Origin of the sequence: Vibrio sp. H11 (assembly GCF_004804295.1) — a bacterium.
GTDB lineage: Bacteria > Pseudomonadota > Gammaproteobacteria > Enterobacterales > Vibrionaceae > Vibrio > Vibrio ostreae.
In genome coordinates this window covers 389,204-405,152 of the sequence record NZ_SSHN01000001.1, presented here as the reverse complement: position 1 = coordinate 405,152, position 15,949 = coordinate 389,204, and the positions used below count along the sequence as shown (strand labels likewise).

General features: G+C 52.3%; 15 protein-coding genes. 10 read left to right on the top strand and 5 right to left on the bottom strand.

From position 1 onward, the window contains the following. Position 1: 1 nt before the first annotated feature. From E6C74_RS02065 to E6C74_RS02045, 5 genes are read right to left on the bottom strand one after another with little or no spacing between them, the layout of a single operon-like run. Complete coding sequence (locus E6C74_RS02065) at positions 2–1,021, bottom strand: flagellar motor switch protein FliG (protein WP_136482886.1); 1,020 nt, start codon at positions 1,019–1,021, stop codon at positions 2–4. Next, positions 984–2,732 (bottom strand): flagellar basal-body MS-ring/collar protein FliF, encoded by a 1,749-nt coding sequence (gene fliF, locus E6C74_RS02060; protein WP_136482884.1) that lies wholly within the window; start codon positions 2,730–2,732, stop codon positions 984–986. Before fliF ends, E6C74_RS02065 begins: the two co-directional genes overlap by 38 nt. Before the next feature lie 2 nt (positions 2,733–2,734). Then, a complete protein-coding gene (gene fliE, locus E6C74_RS02055; RefSeq protein WP_136482882.1) occupies positions 2,735–3,091 on the bottom strand; it encodes a flagellar hook-basal body complex protein FliE in 357 nt (118 codons plus the stop codon). A 13-nt stretch (positions 3,092–3,104) separates the two neighbouring features. Beyond that, positions 3,105–4,436, bottom strand: a complete 1,332-nt coding sequence (locus E6C74_RS02050; RefSeq protein WP_168796928.1) for a sigma-54 dependent transcriptional regulator — start codon at positions 4,434–4,436, stop codon at positions 3,105–3,107. Beyond that, positions 4,436–5,434, bottom strand: a complete 999-nt coding sequence (locus E6C74_RS02045) for an OmpA family protein (protein ID WP_240798107.1) — start codon at positions 5,432–5,434, stop codon at positions 4,436–4,438. The genes E6C74_RS02050 and E6C74_RS02045 overlap by 1 nt, the downstream gene beginning before the upstream one ends. A gap of 484 nt (positions 5,435–5,918) precedes the next feature. On the opposite strand from E6C74_RS02045, the gene E6C74_RS02040 reads away from it, so the two are divergent. From E6C74_RS02040 to fliD, 10 genes are all read left to right on the top strand, one after another. Next, a complete protein-coding gene (locus E6C74_RS02040) occupies positions 5,919–6,737 on the top strand; it encodes a FliM/FliN family flagellar motor C-terminal domain-containing protein (protein WP_136482878.1) in 819 nt (272 codons plus the stop codon). Then, positions 6,734–7,102: a flagellar motor switch protein FliN gene (gene fliN, locus E6C74_RS02035; RefSeq protein ID WP_136482876.1), complete on the top strand. Its 369-nt coding sequence runs from the start codon at positions 6,734–6,736 to the stop codon at positions 7,100–7,102. Before E6C74_RS02040 ends, fliN begins: the two co-directional genes overlap by 4 nt. Positions 7,103–7,132: 30 nt before the next feature. After that, on the top strand, positions 7,133–7,891 hold the full coding sequence (gene fliP / locus E6C74_RS02030; protein WP_136482874.1) for a flagellar type III secretion system pore protein FliP: 759 nt from the start codon (positions 7,133–7,135) through the stop codon (positions 7,889–7,891). Positions 7,892–7,908: 17 nt separating this feature from the next. After that, the gene (gene fliQ / locus E6C74_RS02025) at positions 7,909–8,178 is read left to right on the top strand and encodes a flagellar biosynthesis protein FliQ (protein WP_136482872.1); all 270 of its coding nucleotides are present in this window, start codon (positions 7,909–7,911) and stop codon (positions 8,176–8,178) included. After that, complete coding sequence (gene fliR, locus E6C74_RS02020) at positions 8,178–8,954, top strand: flagellar biosynthetic protein FliR (RefSeq protein ID WP_136482870.1); 777 nt, start codon at positions 8,178–8,180, stop codon at positions 8,952–8,954. Before fliQ ends, fliR begins: the two co-directional genes overlap by 1 nt. After that, positions 8,951–10,081 (top strand): flagellar biosynthesis protein FlhB, encoded by a 1,131-nt coding sequence (flhB, locus tag E6C74_RS02015; protein ID WP_136482868.1) that lies wholly within the window; start codon positions 8,951–8,953, stop codon positions 10,079–10,081. Before fliR ends, flhB begins: the two co-directional genes overlap by 4 nt. A gap of 27 nt (positions 10,082–10,108) precedes the next feature. Beyond that, positions 10,109–12,202 (top strand): flagellar biosynthesis protein FlhA, encoded by a 2,094-nt coding sequence (flhA, locus tag E6C74_RS02010; protein WP_136482866.1) that lies wholly within the window; start codon positions 10,109–10,111, stop codon positions 12,200–12,202. Then, on the top strand, positions 12,195–13,007 hold the full coding sequence (locus E6C74_RS02005; RefSeq protein WP_136482864.1) for an EAL domain-containing protein: 813 nt from the start codon (positions 12,195–12,197) through the stop codon (positions 13,005–13,007). Before flhA ends, E6C74_RS02005 begins: the two co-directional genes overlap by 8 nt. Before the next feature lie 229 nt (positions 13,008–13,236). Continuing rightward, a complete protein-coding gene (gene lafA, locus E6C74_RS02000; RefSeq protein ID WP_136482862.1) occupies positions 13,237–14,109 on the top strand; it encodes a lateral flagellin LafA in 873 nt (290 codons plus the stop codon). A 496-nt stretch (positions 14,110–14,605) separates the two neighbouring features. Beyond that, positions 14,606–15,943 carry a flagellar filament capping protein FliD gene (gene fliD / locus E6C74_RS01995; protein ID WP_136482860.1) on the top strand — a complete coding sequence of 446 codons (1,338 nt, stop codon included), beginning with the start codon at positions 14,606–14,608 and terminating at the stop codon, positions 15,941–15,943. The last annotated feature ends 6 nt before the right edge of the window (positions 15,944–15,949 follow it).

Genomic DNA, 15,949 nt, shown 5'->3' with positions numbered 1-15,949 from the left:
CTTACTCCACCGTCGGTTCCTGATAAAGCAGCAGTTCAATTTCACCGGCATCATTGAGTTCACGCACCGTTTGCATGATATCCTGACGTGCCTGTTCTACCCGGCTCAGCGCCACTGCGCCGCGGGCCTGCATGTCATCTTCGAGTGATTTCGCCATCCGCTGTGGCATGGAGCGTTTGATTGCCTGTTGCAGGGTAATCTCGGCCCCTTTCAGCGCGATACTCCACTGCTCGACCGCAATTTCCTGCACCAGACGGTCCATGGTCTCTTCACGCTGACGTCCCAGCACCATGAAATCAAACATGTTCTGTTCAATTTCACTCACCACTTGTTCGTCATGCAGTTTAAGCATTTCCATCAGGGTCGCACGATCGCCTTCGAAGCGGTTAATAATATCCGCCACCTGCTTAACGCCGGACAGGGGCGCGCTTTGCGTCATGGATACCTGTTCAATGCAGCGCTCAATCAGTTCGTTCAGATCGTTGGCGACCTGATGGTCGATATCCTGCAAACGCGCAATGCGATACAACAACTCGTCCTGATAGTCAGACGGCAGATTTTTCAGCACCGCTGAAGAGCTGTCCGGTGGCAGATAAGCGAGAAAAATCGCCTGCATCTGCGGGTGCTCATTGGCAATAAAGCGCGCCAGCACCTCGGCATCAACCCACTGTAAACGCTGCATGTTATTGCGAATTTCATCGCCATACAGATTGTTGAGCAACCCTTTAGCCAGGTCATTACCCAGCGCTTTGCGCAGGGTATTCGACAGATACTCTTTCGATGCACCGCGAATACCACTGTGCTGACGAAAATCTTCAAAGAAGTGCTGAATGATATCCTTGGCGCTGTCGCTCTTGATGCCACTCAGTTTGGCCATCGCGCGGGTGACACGCTGAGTTTCATCACGGCTGAAATGACGCAGCACTTTGGCCGCCGCGTCTTCACCCATACCTAGCAGTACCAGCGCGGTCTGCTCGATATGGTTAAACTTCTGGTTCTGCGTTGACTGTGCTGTGCTCATTCACATTTACCCACTGTTTCAGTACTTCTGCTACCCGTGCCGGTTCTTCATTGGCGATCAGTTGCAGGTGCTTCAATTGAATTTCTAACGGCGATCCCGGCGGTGGCAGCATATCGCTGGTCACATCCAGGCCCGTGCTGGCTTTAATGCCTTTCTCTTCCAGACGACGGTTGAGCGCTTCTTCACGCTCGCGCTCTTCACGCGTCTGCAGATTTTCGTAATACGGCTCTTCCGGTGGCGGCGCCACGTCCAGTTCGCGATCGCGACGATCCGCGCCGGTCAGGTGCATGATCAACGGACGCAGCACAAAGAAGATCATTGCCAGACCAAGCAAGCCGCCAATCACGTAACGCAGTGGCTGCTGCACGGTCGGATCCTGCCACCATGGAATGCTTGGTGGTGCTTCGATTTCTACCGGAGTGAAGTTGAACGTCATCAGGCTCAGGCTGTCGCCACGCTCAGCGTTAATCCCGACCGCATCCATCAGCATGGCGGAGATCTCGGTTTTCTGTTGATCGCTCCAGCCTTCCGCACCAGGGGCTGACGCCGAATTGAGCAGCACGGACACGTTCAGCTTGCGCACCTGGCCTTGCTGATACTGGGTACGACGCACACTGCTGCCGACCGCGTACTGACGATTCACTTCCAGACGGGCGTTACTGTTTTCACTGTCATTGGTCGGCTGCTCACCGGTCACCGGCGGCTGATTACTCAGTGAACCGGGAATTCCCAGCGCAATCTGATCAATCGAATTATTCTGTATGGTATGTTCGTTGCGCACCACCGGCGCGTTGTCGAGAATCTCTTGCGTCTCTTCCACGCGGCTGAAGTCCATATCAGCGGCAACCTGAACCCGGAAGTTGCTCGGTCCGACAATCGGCGTCAGCATATCCGACGCCCGCTGAATCACCTGCTTCTCGAGGTTTTTCTGATAGTCGAGATACTTGGCATTCACTTTACCGCTTTCGCCGGAAGCCACATCGGCACTCAGCAGGCGACCATACTGATCCACCACAGAGACGTGTTCCGGTTTCATGCCGGTCACACTGCCGACAATCAGGTTGATGATCGCTTCAACCTGCTCCGCTTTCAGATCTTCCCCCGCTTTCAGCTCGAGCATCACTGAGGCTGACGGCGCTTCGGCATTCTGGCGCACAAACAGTGTCTGGCGCGGAATCGCCAGATGAACACGTGCATTGTTGACCGCGTTAAGAGCAATGATAGTACGTACTAACTCGCCTTCCAGACCATGCCGATAACGCGCCGTTTCCATAAACTGACTGGTGCCGAGCGAGCTGTCATCTTTGAGCGAATCCAGCCCGGTTGGCAGCTTGGCCTTGATGCCTTTCGCCGCCAGTAACATACGTACCCGCGCCACATCCCCTTCCGGCACCAGAACCTGGCCGTTTTGCTCCTGCAGGCGGTAGTTAATGCTTTCCGATTCCAGCACAGAAACAATTTCGCCGACATCAAACTGCTCCTGCTGGCCATACAGCGGACGAAAGCTCTGGGATGAACTCCATAGCGCCACCACAATGATCGCTGCCACAATCGCCGCCAGTACTGCCGACAACACCAGGTTACGCTGGCTGCTCGACCAAAGCTGCTTGGCCTTACGGGTAATGTTTTCCATGCCCGGCGCCGCTGAAGCTGCGGAGACTTGCGGACTGAGACTGGCCGCGCCAGCCACTTGAGTAGAAAGTTCAGACATGATTACACCGGCATTTTCATAATGTCATCAAACGCTCCGACCACCTGATTACGAACCTGCAGCAGGCCGTTAAAAGACAGGCTGGCCTTTTGGCTGGCAATCATCGCTCCGACCAGGTCATCGCTTTTACCGGTTTCAACATCCGTCATCATTTGGCTGGCAACCGACTGGTGAGCGTTAACCCGGTCTAAGACACTGGTCATCGCCGCCGAAAAAGAGAGCGGCTGATTGAGCGACGGCTCATCAACCGGATTCGGACGCACCACAAATTGCGGTGTCGCCATGTCACGCATCGCGTCCATTTTGCCCAGCATCAGCTGCTCGGCTGACATTGCATTCGCTATCATTTGATTTGCCATGTTTCCCCTTCCTTTAGGCGGCTGAACCTAATACTGACTGTAGATCGATACCTTGCTCACGCATGGCGGCAAGTTTGTAGCGCAGAGCTCTGGTCGTCACACCCAGCGCGTTGGCGGTTTTAGTACGGTTGCCACCAAATTGACGTAATTTGTCCAGGATGTACTGATATTCCGCCTGCTTTTTCGCTTCAACGTGCCCCATCGTGGTATCGGTAACACTGGGGGCAGACGTTGCAGCATATTCGACTGGCAGCATGAGATCCTGCGCGGTGATGTAATCACCGTGGCGCATCACCAGTGCACGCTGAATAATGTTTTCCAGCTCCCGGATGTTACCCGGCCAAGGGTACTGGCTCAGGGCCTGACGCGCGTCCTGAGATAGAAAACACTGGCTGCCATCCTGATACTTGTTAATAAAAAATTGGCTGATAGGCAGAATGTCCTCTTTACGCTCCCGCAGCGGAGGCCAGTGCAGTGGCAGAACATCGAGACGATAGTAGAGATCTTCCCGGAACAAGCCTTTCTGAACCTGTTCACGCAGATCTTTATTGGTGGCGGCGATAACGCGGATATCGAGCTGAATCGCCTTATGGCTGCCAACCCGCTCCACCTCACGCTCTTGCAGCACACGCAGCAGTTTGGCCTGTACCGCTGGAGACATTTCACCGATTTCATCCAGCAAAATGGTGCCGCCGTTGGCTTCTTCGAATTTGCCACTTTGCGAGGCCAGCGCGCCGGTAAACGCCCCTTTAACATGGCCAAACAGCACCGCCTCCAGCATAGATTCAGGAATCGCTGCACAGTTGACCGCCACAAACGGGCCTTGAGCGCGACTGGATTGCTGATGGACATAACGCGCCAACACTTCTTTACCTGTACCGGATTCACCGGTAATCAACACACTGGCGCTGGTACAGGCGGCGCGATGAGCCAGCTGCAACACCTGTTTACTGCGCCAGGATTCAGCCACGATATTAGCCATCGGCTTACCTAAAGCTTCAACGCGGCGCAGCAGGTTAAGTAACTGACCGGTCTCAAACGGACGCAGCAGGTAATCGGTCGCTCCGGCTTTCATCGTTTCCGCCGCAACGATACCCTGATCCTGATCGACGATGGCGATCGCCACGCCTGCCCCGGCCTGCTTCTGGTGGCACGCGACCCATTCGCGTACTCCCATATCTGGTAAGTTTGCACTAACAACGGTTATTGCTGCCGATTGCTCAAGCAATGCGCTGCGCCCGGTACGCACATGGCGCACGCGATAACCGGCTTCCATCAAGACATCAATCATAGGTTGAGCAAGATTGTCATTGGGCTCAACCAACAGAACATCTGACTTCGTCATTATTTGACCTTTATTTTATTGTTGGTATGCGCAGAATTGACCACGCTTTCGTTATCCCTGACTAAACGTATCGCGACCCGGCGGTTTTTCGCCCGCCCTTGTTCACTGTGATTACTGGCGAGCGGATAACGCGATCCATGAGCTCGAACCTGCACTTTCGCTCCATCCAGTCCCAGATTTTTTAGTGCCTCGGCGACTTGCTCAGCACGCTTGCGCGATACGGCCAGATTCGCCAAACGAGCACCGTCGCTATCGGTATGACCATCAATCAACACCTGGGTGACGCGCTTATCCAGACGGACATAACTCATCAACGCCTTCAGCTGACCACGTTGGGCGGCCGTTAAGTTTTGCTGCCCAGCCTGGTAGTGCAGCGTCATATCACGCGCTTCACGATAGGTGATTAACGGCAGTCGCTGACGACATTCGGCAAACTGATCCAGTGCGGACTGAATACGAATCGTCGGCAGAATCAACTTGAGCGAGGAGGAAGCCTCACTTCCCCCCACAGACACCGTCAACCACTTCCCGTTTTTCATTGAGTGAAGAATTCGCTCAATATCTGAACTAAATGAAAAACCACGCTGTGAATTTATCTGCCCTTGACTAACAGTGTCCGCTTGTAACGGCTTAATCCATGGCGGGGTTAATAAGCCAGCCTGTGCATATATCCACCCAGACTGATTACTATTAAAACGATATTCTAAAGTAACGTTATCTTTTTTATTTGAGCGGAAATAAAACTTCCCCTGCGGAACTTCCGTATGCATCAGCGTGCAATTAAAAGTACCTCCTTTATATATCCATGAAGATTCATCCATGGGATAAATTATCTCATCTTCCGAAAAAGACTTTGGCGATAATAATATAGCTGAAGAAAAAAAAGCCACAGAACATAATTTAACCATAAAACTGGAAAAGTATTTCTGACACTTTTTTGACACTTCCCTGTCATTGAAATATGCCATGGAATTATCATAACTGGCATACGCTTTCATAGTGAAACTCCAATCTGGCCTTATGCCACAGCTTGGGTACTCTGTACAAGATAGACATGCAAGTTGTGCACCTGTTTAAAAAACAGCTTAATAGCTATGCTGACTGGCTATAGACGTTTTATTAAGCATATAAAGTTTATTCGTCATATATTGCTTATTGAACAATTATTGGTTATTGAACAATACATAGCGTTGTGGATAAACAAAATGCTACCACATGAATGTAGCAGCATAGGTAAATCTTAATAAACTTTTAACAAAGTCCCGTTGTTGGGCATTTTTTGAATAATTATCTGTATATTATAACCCTCACAAACTACCCGTTTTCTTTTATTTATTGAAGAATAAAACAGCCACTTCAAATCAACATGTGAACCAACCTCACAAAGTTATAATTAGATACTAAAAATAATTAAAATTTTCTGTATAGACTGTGCGCCATCGAGTAAACATCTCCGCAATGTCAACGCACGGTAAAATATAAATGGAAACACATATCCAGAACACTATTCCCGAAGTGAGAGCCCTCAATGTGGAATTACTGGGAAAACCCATACATATCATTCGGGAAAAACTGGAAACCATTATCACAGAATCGTGTCACGGATTAAGTGGTGAGCTGCAAACCTGGCTCAATACCCATCACATCGATGCCGAACTCAGCGCTGTGGAACTGCATACCCTTAAACCCTCCGATATTGATAAATCGGCGGTGACCCAATTTCGCCATCAGAACAGCGGCTGTCTGTTCGTCAGCCTCAACAGTGATTTGCTGATCAAGCTGGCGGATCGTTTTTACGGTGCCAATATAGAACGCTCACAAAGTGTTATCACCAGCAGTGATTTACGCCTGCAAGAACGCATGGGCAAAATCGCGACTCGCTGGATAGCCCCCGGTGACATGTGGCGCAGCGGTGACGGTGAAATGAGCAGTGGCGTCGGCCTGAAAGCAGAGATTACCCTGCGCTATCGTGACCACAGCGGCCTGCTCACGCTGATTTTTGAAAGCCAGCTGGTGCAGACCCTGATTAATCAGTTGGATATCCAGCCCAACCAACAATTAGCGCAACAATTTAACCGCTCTCTGCAGCAGACTCCGGTGCGCCTGACGGCCCTGTTGAGTAAGAAGACTATGCCGCTCAGTGATGTACTGAGCCTGGCCCCCAACGATATTTTACCGATTGACCTACTGACTACTGTGCCGGTCAGCATTGGCGGTGAACGCCTGTTCAGCGGACGTATTGCCGAGCAGGATGAGCAACTGGTGCTGATTTTAAACCAAGATAAGGAATCCCTAAGATGAGTGACGCTTTGGACAACGTGAACTTTGACAGCGACGATCTCAATTTCGATGATTTTCACCTGGAAGATTTAGATGCAGACAGCGTGGTTGAAGCCCCGGCGAAAGTGGAACGTGATCTGAGTTTTTTTAAAAACATCCCGGTCACCGTCACTCTGGAAGTCGCCAGCAAGGAAATCGCACTGGGTGATCTGATGCAAGCCGGTGAAGGCAGTGTGATTGAGCTGGATAAGCTCAACGGTGAGCCATTGGATGTGAAAGTCAACGGCTCTCTGCTCGGTCACGCTGAAGTCGTCGTCGTCAACGATAAGTATGGCCTGCGCCTGATTGACGTGCTCGACAGCGCGCTAAGCTCTGTCGGTCAGTAATTCTGTCGGTCAGTAATACAGGTTTCTAACATGACTCAACCGCGCTCCTTCCGCTGTCTCGGCCTTCTGGCGTTGGCACTGATATTGTTTTCAGTGCCGACTCTGGCTGCCGATAACGGCCTGACTCTGTTTACGGTCTCAGACGGCAATACCGAGCAAGAGTACAGCGTTAAACTGCAAATTCTGTTGCTGATGACTGCGCTCAGTTTTCTGCCTGCCTTTATCCTGATGGCCACCAGCTTCACCCGCATCATTGTGGTACTGGCGATATTGCGGCAGGCGCTTGGCCTGCAGCAGAGCCCACCCAACCGGGTTCTGGTCGGGATCGCGCTGGCGCTGACTGTACTGATTATGCGCCCGGTGTGGAGCGACGTTTACGAACACGCTTTTAAGCCTTATGACCAGGGTGACATCACCCTGATGCAAGCCTTTTCGACCGCAGAAAAACCGGTACGTGATTTCATGCTGGCACAGACACAGCAAAGTTCACTCGAACAGATGCTGCGCATTGCCAACGAACCACTCGATCAAAACCTGGACGACATTTCATTTGCCGTCGTGCTGCCGGCCTTTGTGATCAGCGAATTGAAAACTGCGTTCCAAATTGGTTTTATGCTGTTTATTCCGTTTCTAATCATTGACCTGGTGGTCGCCAGCGTACTGATGGCGATGGGTATGATGATGCTGTCGCCGCTGATTGTGTCGCTGCCTTTCAAACTGGTGGTGTTTGTCTTGGTGGATGGCTGGGCAATGACGGTCGGCACACTGTCCGCCAGTTTTGCCCAGTGATGTAAGGAACACGCTGTATGACACCTGAACTGGTGGTAACCCTGATCTCCGATGCGGTTTGGATGGTGATCCTTCTCGTTGCGGTATTGGTTGTACCCGGGTTGATTGTCGGCCTGTGCGTCGCCGTATTTCAGGCCGCAACCCAGATCAACGAACAGACCCTGAGTTTTCTGCCGCGCCTGATGGTCACCCTGCTGATGGTGATCTTTGCCGGACACTGGATGCTGCGCAAAATCATGGAGCTGTTTGATTATCTGTTCCACAACATACCGGGGATGATTGGCTGATGACGCTGACCTTTGCCGAACTGTCCGCCTGGATGGGGCAACTCTGGTGGCCGTTTTTTCGCATCGGCGCCGCGTTTATCGCGATGCCTTTTTTTGGCGACAATCTGATCCCGGTCTGGGTGCGCAGCCTGCTGGCCTTGTCGATCACCGTGATCACCGCGCCGCTGATGCCGGCCATGCCAGCCGTTGATCTGTTTTCGATGACCTCGCTGTTTCTGGCGTTTGAACAAGTGATCTGGGGGCTGATGTTCGGCCTCATTCTGCATATGCTGTTCACTGTCTTTACCATGCTCGGTCAGGTCGTCTCACTGCAAATGGGCCTTGGTATGGCGATGATGAACGATCCGGTCAATGGTTTGTCCGTGGCGGTACTGGGTCGCCTGTTTCTGATTTTCTCAACTTTGCTGTTTCTGGCGCTGGAAGGTCACCTGCTGGTGATTGATGTGCTTATTCAGAGTTTTACCGTCTGGCCGGTTGGATCAGGCATTACCACGCTTTCTCTGCAGGGAGTGATCCATCATTTCAGCTGGATGTTTTCCGCCGCGCTGGCACTGGCGCTGCCGGCGATCGTCTCCATGCTGCTGGCCAACATCAGCTTCGGGGTCATGAACCGTGCTGCGCCCAGCCTCAACGTCTATGCGCTCGGCTTTCCGATGACCATGCTGCTGGGTTTGTTCAGTGTGCTGATTTCTGTCTCCGGGGTACCCGGCCGTTATACGTCGCTGGTACATGACACGCTGCGCTTTCTTAACCAGTTTATGGCGGGGGGCGCATGAGCGATTCAGCTTCTTCTCAGGACAAGACCGAGAAGGCCTCGCCGCAGAAAATCAAAAAAGCGCGCGAGCAGGGCCAGGTCCCCAGAGCGAAAGAACTGACCACAGCGATGATTTTTCTGGCTGTGGTGGTCTACTTTTCCGCGCAGATGCCAGCTATCTGGCAGGCGGTTTCCGGTGTCTTCCGCTACAACATGTCGCTGACCAAACAAGACCTGGCCAATCCGATGCAGATGATGGAACAGCTCGGCCATACCCTGGGTATCCTGATTGAACTCTTGCTGCCGCTGTTTATCGTCATCATTGCGGTCACGCTGGCCGGCAGTATGCTTCTTGGCGGCTGGATGTTCCGCCCGGCCAATGTTCAGCCCAAACTAAGCAAACTGAACCCGATAACCGGCATCGGAAGAATTTTCTCCAGCCGATCTGTGGTTGAGTTGATTAAATCCAGCCTCAAAGTCAGCGTCATCTTCGCGCTGCTGTATGGCTATATGGATAACCATTTGCAGCCGCTTATTGGTATCCAGCGTCTACCGCTAAACGAAGGTTTTGTGCTCATCATGCAGATCTTGTTTGATGGCCTGCTGCTGATGGGATTCGCTTTGCTGCTGTTTGGTTTTGTCGATGTGCCCTACCAGCGCTGGGAGCACCTCAAACAACTGAAGATGAGCAAGCAGGAACTGAAAGAAGAGTACAAAAGCAATGAAGGCCGCCCGGAGGTCAAACAGCGTATTCGTCAGATTCAGCAACAGTTTGCGCGGCGTAAAATTGACAAAATGGTGCCGCAGGCTGATGTGGTGATCGTGAACCCGACCCACTATGCGGTCGCGATCAAATACGATACTTCAATGTCTGAAGCGCCGTTTGTGGTCGCCAAAGGGGTGGACGAAACCGCCATGCATATCCAGCGCATCGCCCGTGAAAACCAGGTGGAAATTATTAATTCTCCGCCGCTGACCCGATCCATTTATTACACCACTGCGATTGAACAGGCGATTCCCAGCCAGCTTTACATCGCGGTGGCTCACATCCTGACCTACGTCCTGCAATTGAAATCGTTTCGGCGCGGTAAAGGCCAAGAGCCGCTCCCACTGCCGCATTTTACGATTCCAAAACATCTGCAGCACTGATTCGCATTACAGAAAGGACTGATAACCATGCGTAACTGGTTAAAACACTGGCAACACTCCGGCAAGGGCTATATCGGCATTCCGGTCGTCCTGCTGATGGTACTGGCAATGGTGATCCTGCCGCTGCCACCACTGCTGCTGGACGCTCTGTTTACCTTTAACATTGTGCTGGCCATCCTGGTGCTGCTGGTCAGTACCACCGCCAAACGGCCGCTCGATTTTTCCATTTTCCCGACCATTTTGCTGGTCGCTACCCTGCTGCGCCTGACTCTGAACGTGGCGTCGACCCGGATTGTGCTGCTCGAAGGCCATAATGGGGGTGACGCGGCCGGTAAAGTGATCCAGGCGTTTGGTGAAGTGGTGATCGGCGGCAACTATGTGGTCGGTATGGTGGTGTTTATCATCCTGATGATCATTAACTTCGTGGTGATCACCAAAGGTGGTGAACGGATTTCTGAAGTATCGGCGCGTTTCACCCTGGATGCCCTGCCGGGTAAACAGATGGCGATCGATGCCGATCTCAATGCCGGTCTGATTGATCAGGAAGCTGCCCGCCTGCGCCGCCGCGAAGTTGCCAACGAAGCCGACTTCCACGGTTCGATGGACGGTGCGTCTAAATTTGTGCGCGGTGACGCCGTTGCCGGTCTGATGATCCTGTTTATCAACATCATCGGCGGTATCAGCATTGGTGTATTCGAGTATGGCCTGCCAGCATCCGAAGCGTTCAAAACCTACGCCCTGCTGACAATCGGTGATGGTCTGGTAGCCCAGATCCCGTCACTGCTGCTCGCGACCGCGGCCGCCATCATAGTGACCCGCATTAATGACAGCGACAACGACATGTCGCAAACCATGCACAAGCAGTTACTGGCTAGCCCGGCCACACTGTATACCGTGGCCGCTATTATGGTGGTGATTGGTATTGTACCTGGGATGCCGCATCTGGCGTTTTTTGCTTTTGCCGCCGCCCTCGCGTTTGCCGGCTGGCGCCAGAGTAAGCGTCCGGCCGACGATCATCAGCTCGATGAAGTGGCGGCAATGTCGCAGGCGATGCAACAAGAGGCAGAAAGCCCGCTTGGCTGGGAAGATATTCCTCACGTGCATACTTTATCGCTCGCCCTCGGCTACCGCCTGGTGCACCTGGTCAATAAAGAGCAGGGTGCACCACTGACCCAGCGCATTCGCGGTGTACGACGCAATCTCTCCGAGCAGGTCGGTTTTCTGCTGCCTGAGGTGCGCATTCGCGATAATCTGAGTCTGAAACCGAATCAATACACCATTTCCCTCAATGGCGAACAGATTGAACAAGGCTTTATCGAGCCGGATCGCCTGATGGCAATCGCGGTTGGCGAAACGTACGGCGAAATCGACGGTATTCTTGGCAGTGATCCGGCCTATCAGTTACCGGCAGTATGGATTGAACATAGCCAAAAGGCCCGCGCACTAAACATGGGTTATCAGGTGGTGGATGACGCGACCGTGGTGGCAACCCATATCAGCAAAGTGATGAAAACCCACCTCGCGGAACTGTTCCACCATGATGACGTGGAAGCGATGAACCAGCGTCTGACCGCCCAGGCGCCCAAGCTGGCAGAAGCGCTGGGCGCTGCGCTGCGTCCGGCCCAGCAACTGAAAGTGTACCGCCAGTTACTGCTCGATCAGGTGCCACTGAAAGACGTACGAACCATCGCCAATACCATGCTGGAGTCTGCGGAAAACACCAAAGATCCCATTCTGCTGGCTGCGGATGTACGCTGCGCGCTGCGCCGCACCCTGATTAATCTGCTGGCCGGGCAAAAAAGCGAAATTCCGGTTTATGCCTTGTCGGATGAACTGGAAAAAATGCTGATGACGTCACTGCACCAGGCGCAAGCCAGTGGCAGCGTCATGCTGGACAGCTTTCCGATCGAGCCCAATATTCTGGGTCAGTTCCAGCAAAATCTGCCGCTGATCCGTCAGCAGCTCAAGCAGCAGGGCATAACGCCTATCTTGCTGGTGATGCCGCAGCTGCGTCCGCTTATCGCACGCTATGCACGAACCTTCTCACAAGGATTAGCGGTGTTGTCGTACAATGAAATCCCTGAGAATAAACAAATCAACGTGGTAGGAAACCTTGGCTAATCTCACTTCACATCATGCGCTGTTCCATTATCTGCGCGACCTTATTGAACAGCATGTCGTCACGGAGGACGACATGCTGGTGTTCGAGGCCTTTAAGTGCAACGATATCCGACATGCCTGCCAGGCGATACGCCACGCCGGTAGCGCCGAGGTCGAATATCAGCACCTGACCCTGCGCTTTGGCAGTCGCGGCGAGCAAAGCGTATATCAGTTCCAGCTTTCGCCGCATATGACCTATTGTCTTGACCTGTTCAGCCTCTACCTTGCCCTGCGCCAGACCCATTTTCAGATGGAAACCTTCCATCCCGATTTAATCAGTAATGTTGTGGTGCCAATCCGGACCGATGCGCTGTTATGGCCACCCGGTTTTGAATTTTTACAGCACATTCTGCACTATCACGCACTGGCTTTTTCCCATGTTGTCCCTTCTTTGCAGATCAATTTTAGTCAACCTTTACCGCTTGAAATTGACAACCTGGTCAGCAAGATGCGCAGCCAGACCTACGCCTTGTGGTTTGAACTCTACACCCATGCCGAGCATTTTGAGCAAGTCATTCGTTTTAAACCGGACATGATCAAACTGGCAGTATCGCTGGAAGATAAACAGGATCGCAGCGACCTGCTGCCGTTGATGCGTTTTCTGCGCCGCTATCGCCTGCCCTGGGTCGCGGGACGTGTCGCCAGCCAAAAAGAGCTTAACCATTATAAACTGCTGGGTGCCAGTTACTATTTTGGTTATTTCAGCGATATTCCGACTTCACTGAGCTTTAAAACGTTTGATGAAGCCGACAACGATGGCTGGTAAACATAATCACTGATGTCGGTCGCGCTGTTGATTTTTACCGCTCATAAAGATCAACAGCGACTAAAATCGCCCCATTTCTGGAACACAACTCACCTAAAACCATCCTTTTCACTGCTTTTCGCTAAATTTTTATTTTTTTAATTAATGGCCGGGGAAAAGCGTCCGCCTCTAGTGGTTGAACCGGGAAACTTCCCAAGCCTGATTATCGTTATCAACCAAGGAGACTACGATGGCTCTATCAATGCACACTAACTACGCTTCACTAGTGACTCAGAACACTATCAACAGCACAAGCAACCTGCTGAACACAGCGATGGAGCGTCTGAGCACGGGTTACCGCATCAACTCAGCAGCCGATGATGCAGCCGGCCTGCAAATCTCTACCCGTCTGGATGCGCAAACTCGTGGTATGAACGTAGCGATGCGTAACGCGCAAGATGGTCAGTCTATGATGCAGACTGCTGAAGGTTCTATGGATGAGATGACCAACATCGTATACCGTATGAACGACCTGGCAACGCAGGCATCGAACGGTTCCCTGACTGATACTGACCGTACTGCTCTGGATACTGAATACCAGCAACTGGGCGAAGAACTCGCGAACATCATGGACACCACCAGCTTTGGTGGTAACAAACTGCTGCAAACTGGCGGCGGTACGTTTGAAGCTGGCGCAGTGAACTTCCAAATCGGCACTCAAGCGGGTGACCAACTGGCGGTAGACGTGAGCACTGAAGTTCAAGCGATCAATACTGCTGTCGGTACTTCTGGTGCTCTGGCACTGGGTGATCTGACTACTGCAGCAACGGCACAAACTGCTCTGACAGCTCTGACTGGCGCAGACGGTGAAGCTGGCCTACTGGGTCAAATCGGTGAAGCACGTTCTGCATTCGGTGCAAATATGAACCGTCTGGATCACACCATTGCTAACCTGGGCAACATGGTAGAAAACACCTCTGCCGCGAAAGGCCGTATCACCGATGCTGACTTCGCAGTTGAATCATCAAACATGACTAAGAACCAGATGCTGATGCAGGCAGGTACCACTGTACTGTCTCAGACTAACCAAATGCCAAGCATGGCAATGTCACTGCTGCGCTAAGCGTTTTAAGCCACACAATCTGTATGTTTGTGTTTGCCTCCCGCACCGCGGGGGGCTTTTTTTCGTTGCCCGATTTGAAACAGCGCCGCGCCTCCACCTTGCAACAAGCCTTTACTATCGGGACTCACATCGGCGCTTTTTTCTCCTCCGGCCAGTGGTTGAACATTTCCCTTCTCATTCCCCCGGTCTGCTGAATGCCACTTCACGCTGAGCGACCGCACGCATCTCTATACCCACATGTTTGATGCCCATACGTTTAATGCCCCGTCATTTCTGGTCGCACTACTAGCGGGACAATCGCTTTGTTACTGAGGAATCAGCGGAACTACCGCTCAGGAAAATCCACTTCCGCTTTGCAAAGCAGATCAAAGTAAGTTGTTGTTTTAAAAAAGACAAACCAATGGCACGCATCTTGTAATCAGACCAAGATTCTATTCAGGGTGTGAATTCTGGCAGGCCAGTCGTGGCGGCAGACCGAGCAACAGGGAGACTCCAAATGAGTTCATTAGATCCAATTACTATGGCAACACAATTGGCGACATTTGATGTGCAATCGTTTCAGCAGCGCTATCAGACCCAGGCCAATCAGTACCAGTCACAACTCAAAGCACTGGGCGATATTGAAAGTGCACTGCGTGAGTTCCGCACCACCATCAATGAAATGAACAGTTCGACCAGCAGCATCTTGCAAAACAGCGCGACCGTTTCTCAGGATGGCTTTTTCTCAGCCACGGCTGATGCCGGCGCGCTGTCCGGCAGCTACCAGATTTTTGTCGAGCAACTGGCGACTGCCCATCAGATTTCCGCAGGCATGCCCGCAGACCTCGACGCCACCACTCAGGTGCCAACCACGGGCACGCTCGATTTCAGTGTGAACGGCGAAACCATGAGCCTGGATCTGTCCACCGTCGACACCGATGGTGACGGCACCGCCACCGTCGCAGACCTGGTTTCAGCGATTAACAACGACAGTACCAATCCGGGCGTGAATGCGACGCTGGTACGTTCCAACGGGCAAACCTATTTCATGCTCTCCAGCACGGAAACCGGGGTGGCCAACCGCATCAATGTCTCCGCCAGTGGCACCGGCCAGACCTGGTTTGAAGACGCATTCAGCAATGTTACCGAAATCAGTGCCGCCCAGGATGCAACCATCTGGCTTGGCGCACAAGGTACTGGCCTGCAGCTGACCAACAGCAGCAATACCTTTAGTGGCGTTATCGACGGTGTCGACCTGACGGTGAGTCAGGCACAGACCAGCGGCGAAGCGCCTTTGACGCTCTCGGTCGGCGCTGACGATGAAGCGACCAAAGAGCAGATGAACGGTTTTATCGATGCTTACAACAGCTTGATCAGCAAGATCGATTCACTGACTGGTATCGGCGATGAAAATACCGCCCGCGGCGCACTAGCCAGTGATCCGACGGTGCGTTCTATCAAGAGCCAGATTCAGAGCATGGTCCGTGGTCAGTTTGACGGCATGCGCCTTAGCGACCTTGGGCTTGAAATCAGCCGTGACGGCAAGATGAGCATAGATAACGATAAATTCGAACAGGCACAAAGCACCAACGGCGCAGCACTGGAGTCGTTCTTCAATGGTGACGGCAATCTGTTCGACAGCATGGATGAACTGCTCAATCCCTATCTGAAATTTTCCGGCAGCCTGTTTGCATCGCGCAAAGAGTCTCTGCAACAAAGCATTGATCGCATCGATGACAAACAAGCCAGCCTGGAGCGCAAATATGACATGGCGTACGACCGCTACCTCAGACAGTTTACTCAAATGAACCAACTAATGACCCAGATGAACCAGACCATGTCGATGTTCAGCTAAAACGGG